This window comes from Streptomyces sp. NPDC046215 (assembly GCF_040646215.1).
GTDB lineage: Bacteria > Actinomycetota > Actinomycetes > Streptomycetales > Streptomycetaceae > Streptomyces > Streptomyces stramineus.
This window is the reverse complement of record NZ_JBEYZW010000021.1, coordinates 1-24,626: the sequence shown is the minus strand read 5'-3', so window position 1 is coordinate 24,626 and position 24,626 is coordinate 1. Positions and strand designations below refer to the sequence as shown.

21 protein-coding genes are annotated in these 24,626 nt (G+C 72.0%); 11 read left to right on the top strand and 10 right to left on the bottom strand.

The annotated features are described in order from the left end of the window. Positions 1 to 254: 254 nt before the first annotated feature. From ABZ951_RS12135 to ABZ951_RS12120, 4 genes are all read right to left on the bottom strand, one after another. Positions 255 to 851: a Uma2 family endonuclease gene (locus ABZ951_RS12135; protein WP_344089732.1), complete on the bottom strand. Its 597-nt coding sequence runs from the start codon at positions 849 to 851 to the stop codon at positions 255 to 257. A 186-nt stretch (positions 852 to 1,037) separates the two neighbouring features. Next, positions 1,038 to 3,434 (bottom strand): endopeptidase La, encoded by a 2,397-nt coding sequence (lon, locus tag ABZ951_RS12130; protein ID WP_344089731.1) that lies wholly within the window; start codon positions 3,432 to 3,434, stop codon positions 1,038 to 1,040. Positions 3,435 to 3,661: 227 nt separating this feature from the next. Further along, on the bottom strand, positions 3,662 to 4,495 hold the full coding sequence (locus ABZ951_RS12125; RefSeq protein WP_344089730.1) for a pentapeptide repeat-containing protein: 834 nt from the start codon (positions 4,493 to 4,495) through the stop codon (positions 3,662 to 3,664). A gap of 173 nt (positions 4,496 to 4,668) precedes the next feature. Beyond that, entirely contained in the window at positions 4,669 to 5,565 is an 897-nt protein-coding gene (locus ABZ951_RS12120) for a rhomboid-like protein (RefSeq protein WP_361279757.1), read from the bottom strand. Positions 5,566 to 5,758: 193 nt separating this feature from the next. Between ABZ951_RS12120 and ABZ951_RS12115 the strand changes: the two genes are divergently transcribed. From ABZ951_RS12115 to ABZ951_RS12095, 5 genes are all read left to right on the top strand, one after another. After that, entirely contained in the window at positions 5,759 to 6,454 is a 696-nt protein-coding gene (locus tag ABZ951_RS12115; RefSeq protein ID WP_344098163.1) for a spermidine synthase, read from the top strand. Positions 6,455 to 6,552: 98 nt separating this feature from the next. Then, positions 6,553 to 7,290: a response regulator transcription factor gene (locus tag ABZ951_RS12110; protein ID WP_344098162.1), complete on the top strand. Its 738-nt coding sequence runs from the start codon at positions 6,553 to 6,555 to the stop codon at positions 7,288 to 7,290. Next, on the top strand, positions 7,287 to 8,435 hold the full coding sequence (locus ABZ951_RS12105) for a HAMP domain-containing sensor histidine kinase (RefSeq protein ID WP_344098161.1): 1,149 nt from the start codon (positions 7,287 to 7,289) through the stop codon (positions 8,433 to 8,435). Before ABZ951_RS12110 ends, ABZ951_RS12105 begins: the two co-directional genes overlap by 4 nt. A gap of 239 nt (positions 8,436 to 8,674) precedes the next feature. After that, entirely contained in the window at positions 8,675 to 12,538 is a 3,864-nt protein-coding gene (locus ABZ951_RS12100; RefSeq protein ID WP_361279754.1) for a multifunctional oxoglutarate decarboxylase/oxoglutarate dehydrogenase thiamine pyrophosphate-binding subunit/dihydrolipoyllysine-residue succinyltransferase subunit, read from the top strand. A 525-nt stretch (positions 12,539 to 13,063) separates the two neighbouring features. Continuing rightward, positions 13,064 to 13,249 (top strand): DUF6104 family protein, encoded by a 186-nt coding sequence (locus tag ABZ951_RS12095; protein ID WP_344098152.1) that lies wholly within the window; start codon positions 13,064 to 13,066, stop codon positions 13,247 to 13,249. A gap of 168 nt (positions 13,250 to 13,417) precedes the next feature. Here ABZ951_RS12095 and ABZ951_RS12090 read toward each other — a convergent pair whose 3' ends face one another. Beyond that, entirely contained in the window at positions 13,418 to 14,272 is an 855-nt protein-coding gene (locus ABZ951_RS12090) for a hypothetical protein (protein ID WP_361279752.1), read from the bottom strand. Between the two features lie 122 nt (positions 14,273 to 14,394). On the opposite strand from ABZ951_RS12090, the gene ABZ951_RS12085 reads away from it, so the two are divergent. The 4 genes from ABZ951_RS12085 (at position 14,395) to ABZ951_RS12070 (ending at position 17,931) form a co-directional block, all read left to right on the top strand. Then, on the top strand, positions 14,395 to 15,264 hold the full coding sequence (locus tag ABZ951_RS12085; RefSeq protein ID WP_344091849.1) for a DUF4097 family beta strand repeat-containing protein: 870 nt from the start codon (positions 14,395 to 14,397) through the stop codon (positions 15,262 to 15,264). Continuing rightward, a complete protein-coding gene (locus ABZ951_RS12080; protein ID WP_344091846.1) occupies positions 15,264 to 16,229 on the top strand; it encodes a helix-turn-helix transcriptional regulator in 966 nt (321 codons plus the stop codon). The genes ABZ951_RS12085 and ABZ951_RS12080 overlap by 1 nt, the downstream gene beginning before the upstream one ends. A 136-nt stretch (positions 16,230 to 16,365) precedes the next feature. Further along, positions 16,366 to 16,629, top strand: a complete 264-nt coding sequence (locus ABZ951_RS12075) for a lasso peptide biosynthesis PqqD family chaperone (protein ID WP_344091843.1) — start codon at positions 16,366 to 16,368, stop codon at positions 16,627 to 16,629. A 57-nt stretch (positions 16,630 to 16,686) separates the two neighbouring features. Beyond that, positions 16,687 to 17,931, top strand: coding sequence for a TerD family protein (locus ABZ951_RS12070; protein ID WP_344091840.1), 1,245 nt, complete (start codon positions 16,687 to 16,689; stop codon positions 17,929 to 17,931). A gap of 113 nt (positions 17,932 to 18,044) precedes the next feature. Here ABZ951_RS12070 and sodN read toward each other — a convergent pair whose 3' ends face one another. Further along, positions 18,045 to 18,440 carry a superoxide dismutase, Ni gene (sodN, locus tag ABZ951_RS12065; protein ID WP_344091838.1) on the bottom strand — a complete coding sequence of 132 codons (396 nt, stop codon included), beginning with the start codon at positions 18,438 to 18,440 and terminating at the stop codon, positions 18,045 to 18,047. Between the two features lie 197 nt (positions 18,441 to 18,637). Between sodN and sodX the strand changes: the two genes are divergently transcribed. Next, positions 18,638 to 19,054, top strand: a complete 417-nt coding sequence (gene sodX, locus ABZ951_RS12060; RefSeq protein ID WP_344091862.1) for a nickel-type superoxide dismutase maturation protease — start codon at positions 18,638 to 18,640, stop codon at positions 19,052 to 19,054. Here sodX and ABZ951_RS12055 read toward each other — a convergent pair. From ABZ951_RS12055 to ABZ951_RS12040, 4 genes are all read right to left on the bottom strand, one after another. Further along, entirely contained in the window at positions 18,940 to 19,587 is a 648-nt protein-coding gene (locus ABZ951_RS12055; protein ID WP_344091836.1) for a CGNR zinc finger domain-containing protein, read from the bottom strand. The genes sodX and ABZ951_RS12055 overlap by 115 nt on opposite strands. 180 nt (positions 19,588 to 19,767) lie before the next feature. Then, a complete protein-coding gene (locus ABZ951_RS12050) occupies positions 19,768 to 20,529 on the bottom strand; it encodes an amino acid ABC transporter ATP-binding protein (RefSeq protein ID WP_344091834.1) in 762 nt (253 codons plus the stop codon). Continuing rightward, entirely contained in the window at positions 20,526 to 21,401 is an 876-nt protein-coding gene (locus tag ABZ951_RS12045) for an amino acid ABC transporter permease (protein WP_344091860.1), read from the bottom strand. Before ABZ951_RS12045 ends, ABZ951_RS12050 begins: the two co-directional genes overlap by 4 nt. Before the next feature lie 443 nt (positions 21,402 to 21,844). Next, on the bottom strand, positions 21,845 to 22,807 hold the full coding sequence (locus ABZ951_RS12040) for an ABC transporter substrate-binding protein (protein WP_344091832.1): 963 nt from the start codon (positions 22,805 to 22,807) through the stop codon (positions 21,845 to 21,847). A 480-nt stretch (positions 22,808 to 23,287) separates the two neighbouring features. On the opposite strand from ABZ951_RS12040, the gene ABZ951_RS12035 reads away from it, so the two are divergent. Further along, positions 23,288 to 24,499: an NADP-dependent malic enzyme gene (locus tag ABZ951_RS12035; protein WP_344091830.1), complete on the top strand. Its 1,212-nt coding sequence runs from the start codon at positions 23,288 to 23,290 to the stop codon at positions 24,497 to 24,499. Positions 24,500 to 24,626 lie beyond the last annotated feature (127 nt).

Here is a 24,626-nt window from a genome sequence, read left to right as displayed (position 1 = left end):
CGGAGACGACAAGGGCGGCGGCGCCAAGCAGCGCCGCCGCCCCTGCTATTCCACTTTTCGTGGCCGGTCTTCCTGAACGTGTTCTGGGCTTACGCAAGGTTCCCCCTCGGTAGGTGCCGGAACGCCGGAATCATCCTTGTCGGGGGCCATGCAATCGGTGAGGCGTCAACAGATCAATGGGGCGTGAGTACCCATGGGCGACTTTCGGCCGCGCCGGGCGCCGGGGGCGCCCGCACCGGTTCTTCCGTCGCGTTTCAGTCGCGGGGGAACTCGTCGGTGGCCAGAGTCAGGCCGACGACCGTGCCGGTGAGGTCGATCGGGTCGCCGAACTTCAGGGCCGGGCCGCAGCGGTACCCGCCGTCCTTGGGATCGGTGAAGAGCAGACACTTGCCCTTGTAAGGGTCCACGATCAGGTAGACGGGTACCCCTGCCAACGCGTAAGCGTCCTTCTTGGGGCCGTAGTCGTTCTGCGCCGTGTCCTTGGAGATCACTTCGGCGATGAACTCGACATCCTCGTACTGCCAGCGCCCCTTGTGGTTCTTGACCGCCCCTTCTTTGAGCACCACCACATCCGAAGCGAGCCCGTTCAGGTGGCCGGGGTAGTCGATGCGGACATCGGACTTGATTCGCTGCCTCGGGTACTTGGCCCGTAGCTGCTCGAAGATGTCGGCGATGATTTCCCAGTGGGTGTCCCGTTGCGGCGACATGTAGATGGCCCCCTCGACGATCTCTACCTTGTAGCCCTCGGGGACGGGCATCCGCTCCAGCCAGTCGAACAGCATGTCCAGGCTGAGCTCGTCGCTGTCGGCCATCTCGGTCAGCTCGATCCTGTCGGTCAGCTCGATGGTCACTCTGCGCTCCTCCCCGCTGCCGCGAATCGCATGCAGCCGAGAAGAAAAACGATACAGAAGGGGAACAGACACGCCCGGTGGGCACAACTGACCGTCACCCCGTGGGGCGTACCCTCGTGCCGGCTTTCCGCGGCCGCGCGGGACGGGGCCCGGCCCGGCCGGATCCGGCCGGGCCGGGCCCATCGGTCACGCCGCCACCGGCACCCTCGCCTCCGCGGGCTCCAGGGCCAGGGACAGCACCTGGCGCACGTCCGACACCGGGTGGACGTCCAGCTTCGTGAGGATCTCCTCGGGCACGTCGTCCAGGTCCGGCTCGTTGCGCTTGGGGATGACGACCGTCGTCACGCCCGCCCGGTGCGCCGCCAGCAGCTTCTGCTTGACGCCGCCGACGGGCAGCACGCGGCCGGTCAGGGAGACCTCGCCCGTCATCGCGACGTCCGGGCGGACCCGGCGGCCGGACAGCAGCGACGCCAGGGCCGTGGTCATCGTGACGCCCGCGCTCGGGCCGTCCTTGGGCACGGCGCCCGCCGGGACGTGCAGGTGCACGCCGCGCTCCTTCAAGTCGCCCACGGGCAGCTCCAGTTCGGCGCCGTGCGAGCGGAGGAAGGACAGGGCGATCTGCGCGGACTCCTTCATGACGTCGCCGAGCTGGCCGGTCAGGGTCAGGCCCGCTCCGCCCGTCTCCGCATCGGCCAGGGACGCCTCGACGAAGAGCACGTCGCCGCCCGCCCCGGTGACCGCGAGGCCCGTCGCCACACCCGGCACCGAGGTGCGGCGTTCCGCCGGGTCCTGGGCGGACTCGGGGGTGTGGTGCGGGCGGCCGATCAGGGCGCGCAGGTCGGCCGGGCCCAGGGTCACCGGCAGCTCCCGCTCGCCGAGCTCGTTCCCCGCGGCGACCTTGCGCAGGAGCCGGGCGATCGACCGCTCCAGGGTGCGCACCCCGGCCTCCCGGGTGTACTCGCCCGCGAGCTTGCGCAGGGCGCCGTCCTCCAGGGTGACCTCGCCCGGCTCCAGGCCCGAGCGCTCCAGCTGCCGGGGCAGCAGGTGGTCACGGGCGATGGTGATCTTCTCGTCCTCGGTGTAGCCGTCGAGCCGGACCAGCTCCATGCGGTCCAGGAGCGCCTCCGGGATCGACTCCAGGACGTTGGCCGTCGCCAGGAAGACCACGTCGGACAGGTCGAGTTCGACCTCCAGGTAGTGGTCCCGGAAGGTGTGGTTCTGCGCCGGGTCCAGGACTTCGAGGAGGGCGGCGGCCGGGTCGCCGCGGTAGTCCGAGCCGACCTTGTCGATCTCGTCCAGCAGCACGACCGGGTTCATGGAGCCGGCTTCCTTCACCGCGCGGACGATCCGGCCGGGCAGCGCGCCGACGTAGGTGCGCCGGTGGCCGCGGATCTCCGCCTCGTCGCGGACGCCGCCGAGGGCGACGCGGACGAACTTCCGGCCCATCGCGCGGGCGACGCTCTCACCGAGCGAGGTCTTCCCGACGCCCGGGGGGCCGACGAGCGCCAGGACCGCGCCGCCGCGCCGGCCGCCGACCACGCCCAGCCCCCGGTCGGCGCGCCGCTTGCGCACCGCCAGGTACTCGGTGATGCGCTCCTTGACGTCCGCCAGGCCCGCGTGGTCGGCGTCGAGGACCGCCTTGGCGCCGGCGATGTCGTACGCGTCCTCGGTGCGCGCGTTCCAGGGGAGCTCCAGGACGGTGTCGAGCCAGGTGCGGATCCAGCTGCCCTCGGGGCTCTGGTCGGAGGCGCGCTCCAGCTTGTCGACCTCCTTGAGGGCCGCTTCCCGGACCTTTTCCGGCAGGTCGGCGGCCTCGACGCGGGCCCGGTAGTCGTCGGACTCGTCGCCGGGGTCGCCGTTGAGCTCGGCGAGCTCCTTGCGGACGGCCTCCAGCTGGCGGCGCAGCAGGAACTCGCGCTGCTGCTTGTCGACGCCCTCCTGGACGTCCTTGGCGATGGACTCGGCGACGTCCTGCTCGGCGAGGTGGTCGCCGAGCCAGCCGGCGGCGAGCTTCAGCCGGGCCACCGGGTCGGCGGTCTCCAGGAGCTCGACGCGCTGGGCGACGGTGAGGAAGGGCGAGTAGCCGGAGTTGTCGGCGAGCTGGGCGACGTCGTCGATCTGCTGGATGCGGTCCACGACCTGCCAGGCGCCGCGCTTGCGCAGCCAGCTGGTGGCGAGGGCCTTGTACTCCTTCATCAGCTCGGTGACCGAGCCGGGCAGCGGGTCCGGGACGGCCTCGGGGACCCGCGTGCCCTCGACCCACAGGGCGGCGCCGGGCCCCGTGGTGCCTGCGCCGATCCGCACGCGGCCGACGCCGCGGATGAGGGCTCCGGGGTCGCCGTCGGACAGCCGGCCGACCTGCTCGACGGTGCCGAGCGTGCCGGTGCCCGCGTAAGTGCCCTCGACGCGGGGCACAAGGAGCACCCGCGGCTTGTTGTCTCCGGTGGCGGCGGCCTGCGCGGCCTCGACGGCGGCGCGCACTTCGGCGTCGGACAGGTCCAGCGGCACGACCATGCCCGGCAGCACCACCTCGTCGTCGAGCGGCAGGACGGGCAGGGTGAGCGGTGTGGACGACGAAGCCATGATCTCCCCTTCGGCAGGCAAGTTGAGCTATGTCGACTCAATGCTTGGGGAAGCGGTGATGTTCCCCGACTCTTGTTCGCCCAGAGCGATCACGGCCGCGCGGCCGGACTGACCGACACGGCGGCGCGTCCGAGTGGCTGAGCGGGAGGGCAGGTGTACGCCGTCCGGCCGGGGCGGGCGCCGGGGCGCTCCGGGCACCGCCCTCAACCGCCCGCGCCGGGAGGGTGCTACCAGTGCGCGGGACGCGCGAGCGCTCGCGGCAGCTTCGTCGCCGCGTCGCCCTTGGCGGCGTTGAGCTGGGCCTGGGTGAGGAAGATGCTGTCGGTCAGATCGGCGCCGCGCAGGTCCGCGTCGCGGAGGTCGGCACCGATGAGGTCGGCCGAGCGCAGGTCGGCGCCCCGCAGGTTCGCGGCGATCAGGTAGGCGCCGCGGAGGTTGGCGCCCTTGAGGTCCGCGCCCTTGAGGTTCTTCCCCATGAGGTCGGCGCCGCGGCGCTCCTTCTTGCGGCCGGGGACCTTGGCGCGGACGAGTTCGCTCGTCCGCAGCAGCAGGGTGTTCACCTCGCCGCGGTGCGCGGCCACGTCCAGCGCCGCGAGCTCCTCGGCGCTGCCGCCGGTCAGCCGCTCGGTCTTCTCCAGGGCGCGGCGGAGGTCAGCGTGGACGGGCCGGGCGGCGGGCAGCGAGAGCGCCTCGGCCAGGTACCACAGCAACTCGTGGAGCTGCCGCATGACGGGGAAGACGTCGAACATCTGCCGGGCCGTGCCGGGGGCCTCCCGCCAGCTCTGCCCGCCGAAGGTGACCTGGGAGACCTTTTGGCCCGCGCCGAAGCAGTCGAAGACGGTGCAGCCGGAGAAGCCGCGCGGCCGCAGCTGGGTGTGGATGCCGCAGCGGAAGTCCGACTGGAGGTTGGAGCAGGGCTTCCCGGCGTCCTTGTTCACCGCGAAGTCCGCCGAGGCCGCGAAGGGCAGGGCGACGCAGCACAACCCGAAACAGCTGCCGCAGTCGGAGATCAGGTCGAGCTCGGCGACGTCGGGTGACGGGGTTTCGCGCTTCTGGGACACCTTGCGTGAGCTCCTGCGGGAGGGACTGGAGGGACTAGGAGGGAGGGGCGCCGCTTCGTGCGGGGCCGGTACGACCATCCATTGTCCCAGGGTCCGGCCGGTCCCCGTCCCGCCGGGTGGCTGCCCGCGCCGGCCCGGCCCGCGGGGGCGTACGGCGCGGGGGCCACGCGCCGTCAGCGCGCCGGGAGGACGTCCACAGCGCCGCGGCGCTCCCGCCCGTCCCCGTCGGGGCCCGGCGCCCGCGGCGCCGCCCCGGCCGCACCGGGAGCCTGACCGGGGAGCTCCGCGCCGACGGCCTGCGGCGGTGGCCGGGACGGGCCGCGCTGCCCGGGCACCAGTGGCACGGCCGGCGGGGCCGCGGCGGCGGGCTCCTGCCGCCCGTCGCGCAGGAGCGGGCGGCAGGCCATGCCGGTGAGCAGGGCGATCGGGTGGCCCCAGCTGGCGAGGGGGTCGGCGAACTCGACGAGGTCCTGGGCGCACATCAGCGCGGCGAGGCCCAGCACGGCCGCGCCGGACCGGCGGGGCAGCAGCCCGCCGAGCGCGCCCGTGCAGGCCATCACGCCGAAGCTGATGCCGTAGTCGAGGCGGTGCAGCGACGCCTCCGGCAGCCGCCCGGCGGCGACGGCGCCCGCCACCGGCAGCTCGGTGGCGAGGGTGGCCAGGACGTGGCCGAGGAGGAAGACCCCGGCCGCCCGGGCGCCGCCGACCCGCCGCTCCAGGGCACTGACGACGAGGGCGAAGAGGATGCCGTAGGCGGAATAGAGGCCGCCGGCGACCCACAGGGCGCTGGCGATGAGGACGACGAGGGGCCGGTCGGCGAGGTGGGCCGCGTCGGTGCTGGAGTCGCGCAGGAGCTGGTGGACGGTGGCCTCGTCGCCGAGTTCGGTGTAGACGGCGGTGGCGAGGAGGATCAGCCCGTAGCCGAACGCGAAGGGCGTCGCGCGCGGGGTGGGCAGGATCCGGTGGATCCTCAGCAGCCGTGGCAGCCGGCCGGGAGCTCGGCCGGGCTCCCGGCCCGGGGCGGTGTCCGCGGGTTCGGCGCTCTCGTCGGCGGGATCCACCACGCTCACTCGGCCAAGGCCCCTTTCCCGGCGGGTTCCGTCGGCTCCGGGCGGCCGAAACGTCCTCGCCCGCCCTCACTCGCAACATTAAGGTCCACAGGAGCCCGGCAAATCAAGCCCGCCCCGTGACTCCCGTCACGACGCTCAACCGAACATGCAAGCGATGCGTCCGCCGCGTACCACCACCCTCCGGAGGCCCGTCATGACTGCGCACGATGTCCGGTACGAACCCCCCGTCACCGTGGAGCGGCGGGACGGCCCGCACGGTGAGGTGGTGCTGCGCCGCCGGGGGGCGGTCCTCGAGATCATCGCCAACGGCTGCTTCCTGATGGACACCTCCGACGGCCGCTCCGAGCGGCTGCTCGTGGACGCCGCCCTGGCGGCCCTGCCCGCCGGGCGCCGGGATCCGGCGGTCCTGATCGGCGGCCTCGGCGTCGGTTTCTCCCTGGCCCGGGCCGCGGAGCAGCCCCGCTGGGGCCGGATCACCGTCGTCGAGCGCGAGCGGGCCGTCATCGACTGGCACCGGACGGGCCCGCTGGCCGCCGTCTCCCGGGCGGCGCTCGCCGACCCGCGCACGGAGGTCGTCCACGCCGACCTGGTCGCCCTCGTCCGCACCCCTCCCCCCGGCGCGGTGTTCGACGCGCTGTGCCTGGACATCGACAACGGGCCCGGCTGGACCGTCACCGAGGACAACGGCGGCCTCTACTCCCCCGCCGGCCTCGCCGCGTGCCGGGAGCTGCTCGCGCCCGGCGGCGTGCTCGCCGTCTGGTCCGCCCGGCCGTCGGAGGACTTCGACACGGCCCTGCGAAATGCCGGGTTCGAAGGGGTAAGAACCGAAGAGATCGCCGTTGCCCGGGGCGTCCCGGACGTAGTCCACCTCGCGCTCCGTGCCGCGTAGCCGTCCCCTGCCACCTGCCCGTACTCTGCTTGCCACAGCCGCAGGACTGAAAGAAACGCACGCGACGGGAAGACGCGAAGACGCTAGGGGCGGGGCGCATGGAGCAGACACACATCAGCCCGAACGGCGCCTCGGCCTCCCCCGGGGCGCAGCGCCGGGTGCTCGTCGTCGAGGACGACCGGACCATCGTCGACGCCATCGCGGCCCGGCTGCGGGCCGAGGGGTTCCAGGTGCGGACCGCGGGGGACGGCCCCGCCGCCGTCGACACCGCCGAGGCGTGGCAGCCGGACCTGCTGGTCCTGGACGTGATGCTGCCGGGCTTCGACGGCCTGGAGGTGTGCCGCCGGGTGCAGGCGCAGCGGCCGGTGCCGGTCCTGATGCTCACCGCCCGTGACGACGAGACCGACATGCTGGTCGGGCTCGGCGTGGGGGCGGACGACTACATGACCAAGCCGTTCTCGATGCGGGAGCTGGCGGCGCGCGTGCACGTCCTGCTGCGCCGGGTGGAGCGGGCGGCGCTCGCCGCGCACACCCCGCGCACCGGCATCCTGCGCCTGGGCGAGCTGGAGATCGACCACGCCCAGCGGCGGGTGCGGGTCCGGGGCGCGGACGTGCATCTGACGCCGACCGAGTTCGACCTGCTGGTCTGCCTGGCGAACACCCCGCGCGCGGTCCTCTCCCGGGAGCAGCTGCTCGCCGAGGTGTGGGACTGGGCCGACGCCTCCGGCACCCGGACGGTGGACAGCCACATCAAGGCGCTGCGCCGGAAGATCGGGGCGGAGCGGATCCGTACGGTCCACGGAGTGGGCTACGCCCTGGAGACCCCGGCGGTATGACCGGCCGTACGTCCAGGACGGCTGGGGGCGGGCCGGGCGGCGAGGGCGGGCGGGAGCGTCCCTCGCCGGCGGGGCTGGGCGGGCGCGTCTGGGAGGCGCTGCGGCCGCTGGACCCCTACCGGTCGGTGAAGGCGGCGCTGGGCGCGCTGGTCATCGGCTCGGTGGTGATAACGACCTTCCTGGTGTTCGTCGCGATCCACTCGGCGACGGAGCTGCGGGTGATCACGGTCTTCTCGATCATCGCCTCGTTGCTGATAACGCAGTTCGTGGCGCACGGTCTGACCGCTCCCCTGGACGAGATGACCGAGGTCACCCGGGCGATGGCGCAGGGCGACTACACCCGGCGGGTGGGGGACGGGCGGCGCGACGAGTTCGGGGACCTGGCCGACGCCTTCAACCGGATGGCGGCCGACCTGGAGGCGGTGGACACCCACCGCAAGGAGCTGGTGGCCAATGTCTCCCACGAGCTGCGGACGCCCATCGCGGGGCTGCGGGCGGTGCTGGAGAACGTGGTCGACGGCGTCTCGGCGGCGGATCCGGAGACGATGCGCACCGCGCTGAAGCAGACCGAACGGCTGGGCCGGCTGGTGGAGCAGTTGCTGGATCTGTCCCGGCTGGACAACGGGGTCGTACCGCTGCATGCCCGGCGCTTCGAGGTCTGGCCGTATCTGGCGGGGGTGCTGAAGGAGGCGAGCATGGCCAACGGCTCGGGTTCCTCTCCGCACCGCCGCAAAGACGTCCATCTGCATCTGGACGTATCGCCGCCGGAGCTGACCGCGCACGCGGACGCGGAGCGGCTGCACCAGGTGGTGGCGAATCTGGTGGACAACGCGGTCAAGCACAGCCCCCCGCACGGCCGGGTGACGGTGCGGGCCCGCCGGGGCGAGGGTGCGCAGTCGCTGGCCCTGGAGGTGCTGGACGAGGGCCCGGGCATCCCGGAGGGGGAGCGCCACCGGGTCTTCGAGCGGTTCAACCGCGGGGGCTCAGGCCAGCAGGGTCCGGGCAGCGACGGCGGCACGGGGCTGGGCCTGGCGATCGCGCGCTGGGCGGTGGATCTGCACGGCGGCAGCATCGGGGTGGCCGAATCCCCCCAGGGGTGCCGCATACAGGTCACCCTTCCGGGAGGCCCTCGTGATCCAAGTTGACGTAGGGTCGGTGGCGGAAGCACACATTCGAGGGAGCGTGGGCACGCTTCGGCGAACCCAGAAGTGCCTGGGACGGACAAAACCTCGTGTGTTTCCCGCCAAGTCATGCCACGAAACCCGTCGATGAATGTGACTTGCGCGACGACTGGCCCGGGTGGCCTGCATCAACCGTGCAGACAGGCGTAGCCTTTATTTCCGCTGTCCATCACCTTGTGAAGCGGAAGAGGGCGGTTGCCGCCGTGTCGCCAGAGTCCCCCAACACCTCGAGCATCTCGACCGGCCAAGACGGGCAGGGCAAGAGCCCTGCGGACGTCTTCGGCTCCAATGAGTGGCTCGTCGACGAGATCTACCAGCAGTACCTCCAGGACCCGAACTCGGTCGACCGAGCCTGGTGGGACTTCTTCGCCGACTACAAGCCGGGTACCACCGCGGCCGCGCCGCCGGGTTCGCCCGTGCCCGCGCCGCAGGCCAAGCCGGGCGCTGCCGCGCCGGTGACCGGTGGCGCCGCCGCCGGTGCGCCGGGCGCGCCGGCCCCGCAGCAGGCGGCCCCGGCCGCCGCGCCCGCGGCGGCTGCGCCCGCCGCCCAGCAGGCGGCTCCGGCCCCCGCTGCCGAGGCGCCCGCCGCGCAGCAGGCCAAGGCTGCGGCCCCCGCCGCCAAGGCTCCTGCCGCACAGCAGGCCGCGCCGGCCAAGCCGGCGGCCGCCGCGAAGGCGGCCGAGCCCGCCGCCGCGCCCGAAGGCCCCGAGTACGTGACGCTGCGCGGTCCGTCCGCCGCGGTCGCCAAGAACATGAACGCCTCGCTGGAGCTGCCGACGGCCACGTCCGTCCGCGCCGTCCCGGTGAAGCTGCTGTTCGACAACCGCATCGTCATCAACAACCACCTCAAGCGCGCTCGCGGTGGCAAGGTCTCCTTCACGCACCTCATCGGCTTCGCCATGGTGCAGGCGCTGAAGCTGATGCCGTCCATGAACTACTCCTTCGCGGAGAAGGACGGCAAGCCGACCCTCGTCAAGCCGGCCCACGTCAACCTCGGCCTGGCCATCGACCTGGTCAAGCCGAACGGTGACCGCCAGCTCGTGGTCGCGGCCATCAAGAAGGCCGAGACGCTCAACTTCTTCGAGTTCTGGCAGGCCTACGAGGACATCGTCCGCCGCGCCCGCGTCGGCAAGCTGACGATGGACGACTTCACCGGGGTCACCGCCTCGCTGACGAACCCCGGCGGCATCGGCACCGTGCACTCCGTGCCGCGCCTGATGCCCGGCCAGGGCCTCATCCTGGGCGTCGGCGCCATGGACTACCCGGCCGAGTTCCAGGGCACCTCGCAGGACGCCCTGAACAAGCTGGGCATCTCCAAGGTCATGACCCTGACCTCGACGTACGACCACCGCGTGATCCAGGGCGCCGCCTCCGGCGAGTTCCTGCGGATCATGAACCAGCTGCTGCTCGGCGAGAACGGCTTCTTCGACGAGATCTTCGAGGCGCTGCGGATCCCGTACGAGCCGATCCGCTGGCTGCGGGACATCGACGTCTCCCACGACGACGACGTCACCAAGGCCGCCCGGGTCTTCGAGCTGATCCACTCCTACCGGGTCCGCGGCCACGTCATGGCCGACACCGACCCGCTGGAGTACCGCCAGCGCAAGCACCCCGACCTCGACATCACCGAGCACGGCCTCACCCTGTGGGACCTTGAGCGCGAGTTCGCGGTCGGCGGCTTCGCCGGCAAGACCATGATGAAGCTGCGCGACATCCTGGGCGTGCTGCGCGACTCCTACTGCCGCACCACCGGCATCGAGTTCATGCACATCCAGGACCCCAAGCAGCGCAAGTGGATCCAGGACCGGGTCGAGCGCGGCCACTCCAAGCCGGAGCGCGAGGAGCAGCTGCGCATCCTGCGCCGGCTGAACGCCGCGGAGGCGTTCGAGACCTTCCTGCAGACGAAGTACGTCGGCCAGAAGCGCTTCTCGCTGGAGGGCGGCGAGTCCTCCATCCCGCTGCTGGACGCGGTGCTGGACGCGGCCGCCGAGGCCCGCCTGGACGAGGTCGTCATCGGCATGGCCCACCGCGGCCGTCTCAACGTCCTGGCCAACATCGTCGGCAAGTCCTACGCGCAGATCTTCCGCGAGTTCGAGGGCAACCTCGACCCGAAGTCGATGCACGGCTCCGGCGACGTGAAGTACCACCTGGGCGCCGAGGGCACCTTCACCGGTCTGGACGGCGAGCAGATCAAGGTCTCGCTGGCCGCCAACCCCTCGCACCTGGAGACGGTCGACCCGGTCGTCGAGGGCATCGCCCGCGCCAAGCAGGACATCATCGGCAAGGCGGGCACGGACTTCACCGTCCTCCCCGTCCAGCTGCACGGCGACGCGGCCTTCGCGGGCCAGGGCGTCGTCGCGGAGACGCTGAACATGTCGCAGCTGCGGGGCTACCGCACCGGCGGCACCGTGCACATCGTCATCAACAACCAGGTCGGCTTCACCGCGCCGCCGGAGTCCTCGCGCTCGTCGATGTACTGCACCGACGTCGCCCGGATGATCGAGGCGCCGATCTTCCATGTGAACGGTGACGACCCGGAGGCCGTGGTCCGCGTCGCGCGGCTGGCCTTCGAGTTCCGCCAGGCGTTCAACAAGGACGTCGTCATCGACCTGATCTGCTACCGCCGCCGCGGCCACAACGAGATGGACAACCCGTCCTTCACGCAGCCGCTGATGTACGACCTCATCGACCGCAAGCGCTCGGTGCGCAAGCTCTACACCGAGTCCCTCATCGGCCGTGGCGACATCACCCTGGAAGAGGCCGAGCAGGCCCTGCAGGACTACCAGGGGCAGCTGGAGAAGGTCTTCACCGAGGTCCGGGACGCCGCCACGGCCCCGGTGCCGACCGAGGTCCCGGCCCCGCAGGCCGAGTTCCCGGTGCCGGTGAACACCGCGATCTCCCAGGAGGTCGTCAAGCGGATCGCCGAGTCGCAGGTCAACCTCCCCGACTCCGTCACCGTGCACCCGCGTCTGCTGCCGCAGCTGCAGCGCCGCGCGGCCAGCGTCGAGGACGGCACCATCGACTGGGCCATGGGCGAGACCCTCGCCTTCGGCTCGCTGCTGATGGAGGGCACCCCGGTCCGGCTCGCCGGCCAGGACTCCCGCCGCGGCACCTTCGGCCAGCGGCACGCGGTGCTCGTCGACCGGGCCACCGGCGACGACTACACCCCGCTGCTGTACCTGTCCGAGGACCAGGCCCGCTTCAACGTCTACGACTCGCTGCTCAGCGAATACGCGGCGATGGGCTTCGAGTACGGCTACTCGCTGGCCCGCCCGGACACGCTGGTGCTGTGGGAGGCCCAGTTCGGTGACTTCGTCAACGGCGCCCAGTCGATCACCGACGAGTTCATCTCCTCCTCCGAGCAGAAGTGGGGCCAGACCTCCGGCGTCACGCTGCTGCTGCCGCACGGCTACGAGGGCCAGGGCCCGGACCACTCCTCGGCCCGTATCGAGCGGTTCCTGCAGCTCTGCGCGCAGAACAACATGACGGTGGCCATGCCGACGCTGCCGTCGAACTACTTCCACCTGCTGCGCTGGCAGGTCCACAACCCGCACCACAAGCCGCTGATCGTCTTCACCCCGAAGTCGATGCTGCGTCTGAAGGCCGCGGCGTCGAAGGCGGAGGAGTTCACCAGCGGCCAGTTCCGTCCGGTCATCGGTGACGACACCGTCAACACCGCGGACGTCCGCAAGGTCGTCTTCTGCTCCGGCAAGGTCTACTACGACCTGATCGCCGAGCGGGAGAAGCGCGGGGCGAACGACACGGCCATCGTCCGTATCGAGCGGCTGTACCCGCTGCCGGGTGCCGAGCTCCAGGCCGAGTTCGCCAAGTACTCGGGCGCGGAGAAGTTCGTGTGGGCCCAGGAGGAGCCGGCGAACCAGGGTGCGTGGCCGTTCATCGCGCTCAACCTGATCGACCACCTGGACCTGGCCGTCGGCGCCGACATCCCGGCACAGGAGCGGCTGCGCCGGGTCTCCCGGCCGCACTCCTCCTCCCCGGCGGTCGGCTCGGCCAAGCGCCACCAGGCGGAGCAGCAGGCCCTGGTCTCCGAGGTCTTCGACGTCTGAGATCGCGACACCTGAGTAAGGGCCGGGCCCCCACCGTGACGAACGGTGGGGGCCCGGCCGTTTTCCGTGGGTCGCGGGGTGGCGCCGGCGGGGCCGCTCGTGAGGTCGCCTCCGGCGGCTGCGGGCCGGTCCGGCCAGGGCGGCAGGCGCGGAACTCGCCGCTGCGGAGGCGGTACGGCCGGACCGGCCCTGCGGGCTGACGCGGACGGGCACGAGGAGCCGAACGGCCGCTGAGCCACGGGGCCGTCCGGCCAGGGCGGCAGGCGCGGAACTCGCCGTTGCGGAGGCGGTACGGCCGGACCGGCCGTACGGGCTGACGCGGACGGGCACGAGGGCAGAACGGCCGCTGAGCCACGGGCACTCGGCGTTGTCGGCGCCGGCCGCCCCGGCGGGGGCGAGGCGGGCCCCGGGCCGGGCGGGTGCGCGAGGCCGTGGCCAAGGCCCCGCCTATCCTGGACGGGTATGCCCCGTGGCCCGCGGCTGCCCGCCCGGCCTTCCCCGCCCTTTCACCTGACGGAGAGCACGTTGTACTTCACCGACCGCGGCATCGAGGAGCTGGAGAACCGGCGAGGCGAAGAGGAGGTCTCCCTGGGCTGGGTGGCCGAGCGCCTGCGCGAGTTCGTCGACCTGAACCCGGACTTCGAGGTCCCGGTCGAGCGGCTGGCGACGTGGCTGGCCCGCCTGGACGACGAGGACGACGAGGACCTCTAGGCGGGGTGCCTGCGACGGGGGATGCTCGGCGGCGCGGCCGTGACGGCCCGGGCCGGGGACGGCACCGGGCGCCCACCGACCCCCGGCGGCCACGCCGGGGACTGCGTCAGCTCAGCCGCGTCGAGCGCCGCGAAGGCGTAGCGGCGGCCGGAGCCCCGAGCCGGGTTCCTAGCCTGCCGGCGATCCGTGGCCGGGGCCCGCGCCGGCGCCCCGGTCGCGCCACCTGTCGTACGCCAGCGCCAGCGCGCCGTCCGCCAGGAGCAGCGCCCCCACCGCCGTCCAGCCGCCGCGGCCCGACCTGCGGGCCCACGCCGTGAGGGCCAGGCCCGCCGCGATCTCGGCCGCGCCCCGGGCGCGGGCCCGGGGGCCGCGCGTCCACGGGCCGAGCGTGCCGCGCTCGGCGGCGTCCAGCCCGGCGCGGACGGCCTCGCGCCAGCCCGGCCAGTCGACGGCCTCGACCGAGGGCAGGGCCCCGGCCGCGGCGCGCAGCCCGGCCGCGCCCGTGCCCGGGGCGAGGCCCGCGGGGAGCGTCAGTCCGGCCCGGGTCAGCACCGCGATGAGCCCGCGCACCCGGGCGGCGGCCCCGGCGTCGGAGTCCGGGCGGGTGAGCCCGTCGAGGGCGTCGCCGTCGAGCACCGGGTCGAGGCCGAGCCGGGCGCGCAGGGCGTCCATGGCCGCTTCCTCCCCGACGGGGGTGCCGTCCAGAAGCCACGCGTAGCCGACCGTCCGGCGGAAGCCCGCCGCCACCACGAAGCCCGCGCCGCCCTCGTCCCACCACAGCCCCACGACGGGCCACTGCTCGCCGACGGCCAGGGCGTGTGCCCACCCGGCAGCGGCCTCGGAGAGGTGGGTGCCCTCGGAGCGCCAGGAGTCCTCTCCGGGGATCAGCGCGCTCCACTCCTCGCCGGCCGGGACCAGGAGGAGGGGTTCGTTCAGGAGCTGCGCGGAGGGGCGTACGCGGTCGGGCTCGGCCCGGCAGAGCAGCAGGACCGCCGCCGCACGGCTGTGATCAGTTGCGGACATACGTCCACGCTATGCCACGCCGCGCGCGCTTGACTTCCCCCGGACGCGATATATCGTGTTTGATGAAGAGACGCGATAGGTTGCGTCTCGCTCGTACCCCGGACCGCCAAGGAGGAACCGGCATGCCGGTCCAGCCCGCTCCCTCGCACTGGTCACTGTCCGAGCCGCGGAAAATCACCTTCGAAGAGCCGGTCACGGCGCTCTCCGTACGGATCGTGGGCGGCACGGTCAACGTCGTGGGCACCGACAGCGGGCCGGCCCGGCTGGAGGTCTCCGCGATCGACGGCCCGCCGCTGGTCGTCACCCACGCGTCGGGCACCCTCACGGTCACCTACGAGGACCTGACGTGGAGCGGCTTCCTGAAGTGGCCCCGCGGCAAGTGGAATCGCAGCGCCACCGTCACCCTCACCGTCCCGGCAGCCACCCGCGTGGAGGTCGGCGTCGTCGACGCGAGCGCCGTCGTCTCGGGCGTCTCGGGCCGCACCGACGTCCGCGGCGTCGTCGGTGACACCACCCTCGCGGGGCTGACCGGCGCCGTCCGCGCCGAGACCGTCTCCGGGCGGCTGGAGGCCCAGGGGCTCGGCGGCACCCTGCGCTTCACCTCCGTCTCCGGCGACCTCACGCTCGTCGAGAGCGCCGGCGCCCGCGTCGAGGCCGACTCGGTCACCGGAGACATGGCGCTCGACCTCTCCCCCGCCGTCGGGGCCCCCGCCCTCTCGCTCGCCACCGTCTCCGGCGAGATCGCCGTCCGGCTGCCCGCCACCGCCGATGTGTCGGTGGACGCGTCCACCACCGGCGGCCCGGTCTCCTGCGCCTTCGAGGAGCTGTCGGTCAGCACCCCGTTCGGCGCCAGGAAGATCACCGGCCGGCTCGGCGCCGGCCTCGGCAGCCTTAAGATCACCACCGTCTCCGGCGCGCTCGCCCTCCTGCGCCGGCCCGACACCGAGGACTGGGCCGGCGCCGCCGCCCCCGCCCGGGGAAAGGTTCTCTGATGCCCCCCGTCTTCGCCCACGGCCGGCTGCGCCTGTACCTGCTGAAGCTGCTCGACGAGGCACCCCGCCACGGCTACGAGATCATCCGGCTGCTGGAGGAGCGCTTCCAGGGCCTGTACGCGCCCTCCGCCGGCACCGTCTACCCGCGCCTGGCCAAGCTGGAAGCGGAGGGGCTCGTCACCCACGCCACCGAGGGCGGCCGCAAGGTCTACTCCCTCACCGGCGCGGGCCGCGCCGAGCTCGCCGACCGCCAGGGCGAGCTGGCCGAGCTGGAGCTGGAGATCCGGGAGTCCGTCGCCGCCCTCGCGGCCGACATCCGCGAGGACGTCCGCGGCACCGCGGGCGCCCTGCGGCGCGAGATGCGCGAGGCGGCGCTCCGGGCCCGGGCAGCCACCGGGGGCGAGACGGGCGACTCCTTCGAGGGGGTGAAGGAGGAGTTCAAGCGCGCCAAGGAGCAGTGGAAGGAGCAGGCGCGCCGCGCGAAGGAGGAGAGCCGCCGCGCCAAGCAGGACGCCCAGCAGGCCCGGCGCCAGGCGCGCACGGCCCACGAGGACGCCCGCGAGGAGTTCCTGCGCATCGCCGAGCGCGTGCAGGAGCAGGTGCAGGGCCACACCCGGCAGGGCGACTGGTCGAAGGGCATCGCCGAGGGGTTGAGCGCGCTGGCGAAGGAGCTCGGCTCGCTCGGCGGGCGCGCGGCCGGTACCGGGCCCGAGGTCACGGTGGAGCGCGCGGACGCCCCGGGCGAGCCCGGCGCGCGGCCCCCCGCCCCGGCGTGGGGCACCCCGCCCGACCCCCTGTCCGAGAACCCCGCCCGCGACCTGGACCGCCTCCTGGACCGCTTCCGCGACGACATCCGCGACACCGCCCGGGACCACGGGGTGACGGCGGCTCAGGCGGCCGAGGCCCACCGGCACCTGAGCGAGACCGTCGCGCGCATCACGGCCCTCCTGCGGCCGGAGAAATGAGCGGGCCCACCCTTTCGGGTGGAGGAGCCGCCCTCCGGGCGTGAGGCACGGAGAGCTGGGGATCCCGGGGGTGCCGGGCCGCACGCGGAACGGTCCCTCCCGGGCCCGGGAGCGGCACGACGACCGGAGGAGCACCGTGACCCTGGCCCTGCGCAAGGACGTCTCCGCGACGGCCACCGACGAGGGAATGGTGCTGCTGGACGAGACCTCCGGCCGCTACTGGCAGCTCAACGGCACCGCCGCCCGCATCCTCCGGGCCCTGCTCGACGGCGCCACTCCCCCGCAGGTGGCGGCCGCCCTCACCGCCCGCCACCCGGACCTGGCCCCGGAGCGGGCGAACGGCGACGTCACGACGCTCATCACCACCCTGACCGAGGCCCGCCTGGTGGTGCCCTCCTGAACCGCCCCTCCCCTGTGCGAAGGTGGCGCGCAACGACACCACAGGGGAGAAGGGGTCATGACGGAACTGGCGAAGGGCGCGAACGCCCCGATATCCGACGGGCCGATCACGGCCGAACTGCACGGCACCGGCGAGCACCTGGACCTCAGCGCCCTGCTGATCGGCGCGGACGGCAAGGTGCGGTCCGACGCCGACATGGTGTTCTTCAACCAGCCGGCCGGCGAGGCGGGCGCGGTCCGCCACCTGCCCGCCGGCGCCGGGGAACCCGAGCGGATCGTCGTGGAGCCGGCGGCCCTCCCCCCGTCCGTGCACCGTGTGGTCCTGGTGGCCGGTTGCGACCCGTCCGACGCGACACGGACGTTCGGCGGCGTGCGAGACCTGTCCGTCCGGGCCGTGCAGGGTTCCGGAGCGCCCGTCCTGTTCCCGGTGCCGCCGATGACCGGAGGCGAACGCGCCGCCGTCCTGATGGAGATCTACCGCCGGGGCCCCGCATGGAAGATCCGGGCCGTCGGCCAGGGCTACGCGTCCGGCCTCGCGGGCGTGGCCACCGACTTCGGCGTCCAGGTCGACGACGCCCCGGCCCCGGCCCCTGCCCCGATTCCGGCCCCGGTTCCGGCGAACCTCACCAAGCCCCCGCTCGGCAGCGTGAGTCTCGACAAGGGCGGCCGGGCGTCGATCAGCCTGGACAAGCAGGACCGGGAGCTCGTGGTGACGGCGGCCCTGGAATGGGACGGCGGCAGCGACAGCCGGCGCAACCGCGGCGCCGACCTCGACCTGTACGCCCTGTTCGTACCGGCGTCGGAGGCCCGGCGCGGCAGCCGGCCGCCGGGCACGGTCGTCAAGAACGGCCCGGCCCCACGGTCGGCCGAGGCCGCGCGGAACGCCGGAGTCGTCTACTACAAAAACCTCGGTTCGCTGACGGCCCCGCCGTACATCAAGCTGGACGGCGACTCCCGGGTACCGGGCCGGGAGTCCATCCGCATCGTGCGCCCCGACGAGCAGGGCTACGTCCTGCTCTGCGCCTACTCCGCCCTCAGCAACGGCTTCGGCTCGTTCCGCAGCTTCGGCGCGAAGGTCGTGGTCAGCGACGCCCGCGGCTCCACGGTCACGGTCCCGCTGTACGAGAACGCCAAGACCCGCTACTGGGTGGCGATCGCCCTCGTCGACTTCACGGGCCCGGACGGCGCGGCCATCAGCCACGTCGAGACCTACAGCGGCCGCATGACGGAACGCCGCCCGGTCCTGCACCCCGACGGCACGATCGAGATGAACGCGGGGCCGGCGGAGTTCAAACGCACCTGAAGCGCGGACGCCCGGCCCGTCCGGACCCCTGGACGGGATCCGGACGGGCCGGGCGCGACAGCCGACGCACCGCGGAGCGCGAGCGCCCGCGGAACGGAAACCCTGATCCGGGATCAGGCCTTCTTCGTCTCCCAGAAGATCTTGTCGATCTCGGCGATGAGCTCCAGCGCCTTCTCGCCCGTCTTCGGGTCGTTCGACGCCTTGGCCGTGCTCAGGGCCTTGAGGGTGTCATTCACCAGCTGGTGCAGCTGGGGGTACTTCTCGAAGTGCGGAGGCTTGAAGTAGTCGCTCCACAGCACCGAGACGTGGTGCTTGGCCAGCTCCGCGCGCTGCTCCTTGATGATGAGGGCGCGGGTGCGGAAGTCCGGGTCCTCGTTGGCCTGGTACTTCTCCTGGACTGCCTTGACCGACTCGGCCTCGATACGGGCCTGGGCCGGGTCGTAAACGCCGCACGGCAGGTCGCAGTGGGCACTGACCTGCACCTTGGGGGCGAACAGGCGGGAAAGCATAGAGCTGTCCTTCCTCGTGATCGTCTTCTCAGGTGCGAGATTACTCGGTGTGGGAAGGCTTTTCTCGGGTGCCCCGGGGGGCCTAGGACAAAAGTCCGGTGTCAGTCTGGGACCGGTGGCGAAATGGACCGGGAGGAGCCGTGGTGCAGGAGCGAGTGGACGAGCGCGGGCAGGAGCAGGACCGCGAACGCCGCGGACTGCTGCGGATCGGACTGGCCGAGGTCTACAACCCGTCGATGGTGCCCACGCTGAACCCGGGCGACCAGCTGGTCGTCCAGTACGGGGCGACCGTCCGCCCGGGTGACGTGGTGGTGCTGCGCCACCCGTTCCGGCAGGACCTGCTGATCGTCAAGCGGGCCGTGGAGCGGCGCGCGGGCGGCTGGTGGGTGCGGGGTGACAATCCCCTGGTCGCGAACGACAGCCGGGAGTTCGGGACGGTGCCCGAGGAGCTGGTGGTGGCCCGGGCCTGGGTGCGGCTGCGCCGGCCGCCCGGGGCGGGTCAGCGCTCGGCGGCCTCGCTGCTGTCCTGGCTGGTCTCGGCGCTCAGGCCGGTGCGGGTGGGGCCGGCCGCGGCGGCGGGGTCGCGGTTCTCCAGGCGCTTGCGGGCGCGGTAGGCGGCGACGTTGGCGCGGGTCGCGCAGCGGTCGGAGCAGTAGCGGCGGGAGCGGTTGGTCGAGGTGTCCAGGTAGGCGTTGCGGCAGGGCACGGCCTGGCAGATGCCGAGGCGGTCGACGCCGTACTCGGTGAGGTGCACGGCCAGGCCCATGCAGGCCGTGGCGGTGTACGAGGCACTGGCGCTGGCCGCGTGGTCGGCGATGTGCATGTGCCATTTGGGGCGGCCGTCGTCGTCGCGGAACTCGTGGCCGGAGATCTGCGGGCTGACGGGGAACTCCATCAGCAGCGCGTTGAGCAGGTCCACGGCCCGCACCTCGTCGCCCTCGTCGGCGGCCTCGAAGACCGCGCGCAGCCTGGCCCGGACCGACCGCAGCCGGGTGACGTCGCTGTCCGCGGCCCGGCGGGCCGCCTGGGCGCCGGCGCCGAAGAGCTCGCGCAGGGCCTCGACGGAGGTGAGCGCGTCGGCGCCCCGGCTGGGCTGCTCGGAGTTGACCAGCCGCACGGCATAGTCCGAGTAGTAGGCCAGTTCCACTTTTGGTCCTTACGCAGATATCTGTGGACGCCGGTGTCGCGGAGTAGTCGATCAAGTAATGGCCGGTCCGAATTAGAGGGTATTACACCGGGTGACCGCGATCCCGCCCCTTGACGGACGAGGCGGCGGTGCGGGTCTCCCCGCGCCGCCGCCTCGTCCGTCCGGGCCGCCTTGCGGCGGCTACAGCACCTTGGACAGGAACGCCTTCGTCCGGTCGTGCTGCGGGTTGGTCAGCACCTCGCGCGGGTGGCCGGACTCCACGACGACGCCGTCGTCCATGAAGACCACCGAGTCGCCGACCTCGCGGGCGAAGCCCATCTCGTGCGTGACGACGACCATCGTCATGCCGTCCTCGGCCAGCCCCCGCATGACGTCCAGGACGTCACCGACCAGCTCCGGGTCGAGCGCGGAGGTCGGCTCGTCGAAGAGCATCAGCTTCGGCTCCATGGCCAGGGCCCGGGCGATGGCCACCCGCTGCTGCTGGCCGCCGGAGAGCTGGGAGGGGTAGTTGCCCGCCTTGTCGGCGAGGCCCACCCGGTCCAGGAGCTTCATGGCCCGCTCGCGGGCGACCGCCTTGGACTCGCGCTTCACCTGGATCGGCGCCTCCATCACATTGGCCAGCGCCGACATGTGCGGGAAGAGGTTGAAGCGCTGGAACACCATGCCGATGTCCCGCCGCTTCAGGGCCACCTCGCTGTCCTTGAGCTCGTAGAGCTTGTCGCCCTTCTGGCGGTAGCCCACCAGCTCGCCGTCGACGGACAGCCGGCCCGCGCTGATCTTCTCCAGGTGGTTGATGCACCGCAGGAAGGTGGACTTGCCGGAGCCGGAGGGGCCGATGAGGCAGAACACCTCGCGCGGGGCGACTTCGAGGTCGATGCCCTTGAGGACCTGGACCGCGCCGTAGGACTTGTGGACGCCCTCGGCCTTCACCATCGCGTTCATGCGCTCATACCTCCGGGGGAACGGTGACCGACGGCCGCCAGGTTCGACTTGACCTTCTGCCACGGGGTGAGCGGCAGGCTGCGCAGCGAACCACGGGCGTAGTGCCGCTCCAGGTAGAACTGGCCGACGCTGAAGACGCTGGTGAGGATCAGGTACCAGGTGGCGGCCAGGAAGAGCATCTCCACCGTGGCGCCGGTGGTCTGGCCGATGTCGGACGTGGAGCGCAACAGCTCCAGGTACTGGGCCGCGCTCGCGGCCAGCGACGAGGTCTTCAGCATGTTGATGAACTCGTTGCCGGTCGGCGGGACGATCACGCGCATCGCCTGCGGCAGCACGACCCTGCGCAGCGTCTTGCCCTGGTTCATGCCCAGCGCGTGCGACGCCTCGGTCTGGCCCTCGTCGACGGACTGGATGCCGGCCCGGACGATCTCCGACATGTACGCGGCCTCGTTGAGCCCCAGGCCCAGCAGCGCGGCCATGAAGGGGGTCATGAAGTCGCTCATCTCGTCCCGGTAGATCGGGCCGAGGTTGATGTACGGGAAGATCAACGCGAGGTTGAACCACAGCAGCAGCTGGACGTACACCGGGGTGCCGCGGAAGAACCAGATGTAGAGCCAGGAGACCGAGGAGGTCACCGGGTTCTTCGACAGCCGCATCACGGCCAGCACGATGCCGAGCACCAGGCCCAGCAGCATCGCCAGCACCGAGATCAGGATCGTCTTGCCGAGACCCTCGACGACCGTGGAGTCGAAGAGGTAGTCCGGAATGGCGCTGTAGTTGACGTCCGCGGTGGCAAAGGCGTTGAGCAGCAGCGCCAGCAGGCCGAGGACGACGACGGCGGAGACCCAGCGGCCGTAGTGCCGGACGGGGATGGCCCGGAGCTCGGTGGCGACGGCGCTCGCGGTCGCGGCTTTGGAGGCGGCCTTGGTGCGGGGGCCCTCGGGGGCGGGCTCGCCGTCCTTCTTCGCGAGATCCTTCTTCGCGAGATCCGGCTTCGCGGCAGGCTTCGCGTCCTCCGGGGACTCGCCGACCGCGGCCTTCTCGACCGTTTCGTCCTTCTTCGCGGCCTTGTCGGACTCGGGCTGCTCAGCCTCGGGCTGCTCGGCAGGCTCAGCCTTCTCGGGCTTCTCGGGCTTCTCGCCGGGAGCGGCCTTCTCGGCCTTCTCGCCGGAGGCGGCCGGCTCCGGCGGGGTTCCCGCAGCCGACTTCTCGGACTCTGACGGGTCCGGCTCCGACTTGTCGGGCTCCGGCTTTTCGGGGGAATCAGTCACGGGTATGGCCTTTCAGCGTGCCGTACGAGGGAAGGGAGAGGGGGTCAGGAACCGCCGTTGACCTTGGCTTCCTTGACGGCGCCGGCCTCGACGCCCCAGGTCTGCAGGACCTTCTCGTACGCACCGTTCTTGATGATCGCTTCGAGGGCCGCCTTGAGGGCGTCCCGCAGCTGGGCGTTTTCCTTGGAGAGGGCGATGCCGTACGGCGCGGCCTCGACCTGCTCGCCGACCGCCTCGAAGTCCTTGCCGCCCCCCGACGTCTTGACGGCGTAGGCCGCGACGGGGAAGTCGCTGGAGACGGCGTCGACGCCACCGGCCTTCAGGCGGGTCTGGGCCTCCAGGTCGGTGTCGAACGCCTCGATCGAGATCGACCCCTTGTCGTCCTTCTCGCACTTCTCCGACTCGGCCTTGGCCATGTCGTCGGAGACGGTGCCGCGCTGCACCCCGACCTTCTTGTCACAGAGGTCGGCCCAGGACGAGATGCCCTTGGTGTCGCCCTTTTTCGTGTAGATCGAGACGCCGGCGGTGAAGTAGTCGACGAAGTCGACACCGTCGGTGACCTTCTTGCCCGTCTTGGAGTCCTTGCCCTCCTGGCGGTCCTTGGTGTCGGTCATGGCGGACATCGCCATGTCGTAACGCTTTGACCGCAGACCGATCAGGAGGCTGTCGAAGGTGCCGTTGTTGAACTCGAACCGCACCCCCAGTTCCTTGCCCAGGGCGGCGGCGATATCGGGGTCGATGCCGACGACCTTGCCGTTCTTCTTGAATTCCACGGGCGGGTAGGCGATGTCGGAGCCCACCTTGATGACCTTGGAGTCCTGGATCCGCTTGGGCAGCTTGGCGAAGAGCGGGGCCTCCGAGCCCTTGACCGCCTGGTCCGCGGGGCCTGCCTTGTCCCTCATGTCGCCGCAGCCGGTCAGCAGCAGGGCGCCGGCGACCGCGATCGCACCGGCGGCGGCCGTATGACTCCTGGCGGCAGCCGGGCGATGGGTGGAGCTTGCGGTCATTGCTGATTCCTCCTGCGGGTGAGGGGATAGCCGAGGGAACGCGCTGCTGGAACGCGGTTCGCACCGGGCCGGGGGCACACATCGGCGGGCGCCGCGACCTCGTGTGATTTGGGCATCTTGCCATCTGGACTGCACCGTTCGGGGGGCCCGCTATGTCAAAATCGGATAACGGGTGATCCCCGTGCGGTACCAGGTCGGTTCGTACTACCGGACTTAGGCGTTCCTCCTCGGTGCGAGACGTAGATCACGCACCTCTTGTCTCACTCCATGGACTTCCGGCACCAGTTGACACGCTTTTGGCGTGATCGTGCGGGTGCCGTGACCCACGGGCCGGGAACTCACTCGTCGGCCGTAGTGCCGATCCGGTAGAAAGACCAGCCACACCCCGTACCCAGGGGCCCAGAGCGTGTATGCGGCACGTTCGACGCCCGCGACCTCGGGCGATACCCTCGACGGCAATTCGACAAAGGGGTCAGAATAGTGGCAGCGGAGATCGTGAATCCTCGCAGCGACAGCGGTGCGGACGGGGCTCAGGACGAGCTCTTCGATCCGGCCTTTGCGCTGCACCGGGGCGGAAAAATGGCCATCCGGGCCACCGTGCCCGTGCGCGACCGGGACGATCTGTCCCTCGCCTACACACCGGGTGTCGCGAAGGTCTGCAGCGCCATCGCCGAGCAGCCCGAGCTCGTTCACGACTACACCTGGAAGTCCCAGGTGGTGGCGGTCGTGACGGACGGCAGTGCCGTCCTCGGCCTCGGTGACATCGGTCCCGAGGCGTCCTTGCCCGTGATGGAGGGCAAGGCCATTCTCTTCAAGCAGTTCGGCGGCGTGGACGCGGTGCCGCTCGCGCTCGACTGCCGGGACGTCGACGAGCTCGTCGACACCGTCGCCCGGCTCGCGCCCTCCTTCGGCGGCATCAACCTGGAGGACATCTCGGCGCCGCGGTGCTTCGAGGTCGAGCGCAAGCTCCAGGAGCGCGTGGACATCCCCGTCTTCCACGACGACCAGCACGGCACCGCCGTCGTCACCCTGGCCGCGCTGCGCAACGCCGCGACGCTCACCGAGCGGCCGCTCGGCCGGCTGCGCGCGGTGATCTCGGGCGCTGGCGCGGCCGGCGTGGCCATCGCCAAGATCCTGGTGGAAGCGGGCATCGGCGACGTGGCCGTCTGCGACCGCAAGGGCATCGTCTCCCAGGACCGCGAGGACCTGAACTCGGTCAAGCGCGACCTGGCCGGGTACACCAACAAGGCCGGGCTCTCCGGCTCGTTGGAGTCGGCGCTGAAGGGCGCGGACGTGTTCATCGGCGTGTCCGGCGGCACGGTCCCGGAGGAGGCGGTCGCCTCGATGGCGGAGAACGCGCTGATCTTCGCGATGGCCAATCCCACGCCGGAGATCCACCCGGACGTCGCCCGCAAGTACGCGGCCGTGGTGGCCACCGGGCGCAGCGACTACCCGAACCAGATCAACAACGTGCTCGCCTTCCCGGGCATCTTCGCGGGTGCCTTGCAGGTGCGGGCGTCGCGGATCACCGAGGGCATGAAGCTCGCGGCCGCCGAGGCGCTGGCGGCGGTCGTCGCCGACGAGCTGAGCGCCGAGTGCGTGATCCCGTCGCCGTTCGACGAGCGGGTCGCCCCGGCGGTGACCGCCGCCGTCGCGGCGGCGGCTCGGGCCGAGGGCGTCGCACGGCGCTGACGTTGCCGCCTACGGCGGCGAGCGTTGCCGAGGCCGGCGAGGCGCAGGGCGAGCGACCACCCCGCGCCGACGGCCGAGCTCTCCCAGCGGCACGGGCGCTCGCCCACGGTCCACGAGCTGGCCGAGC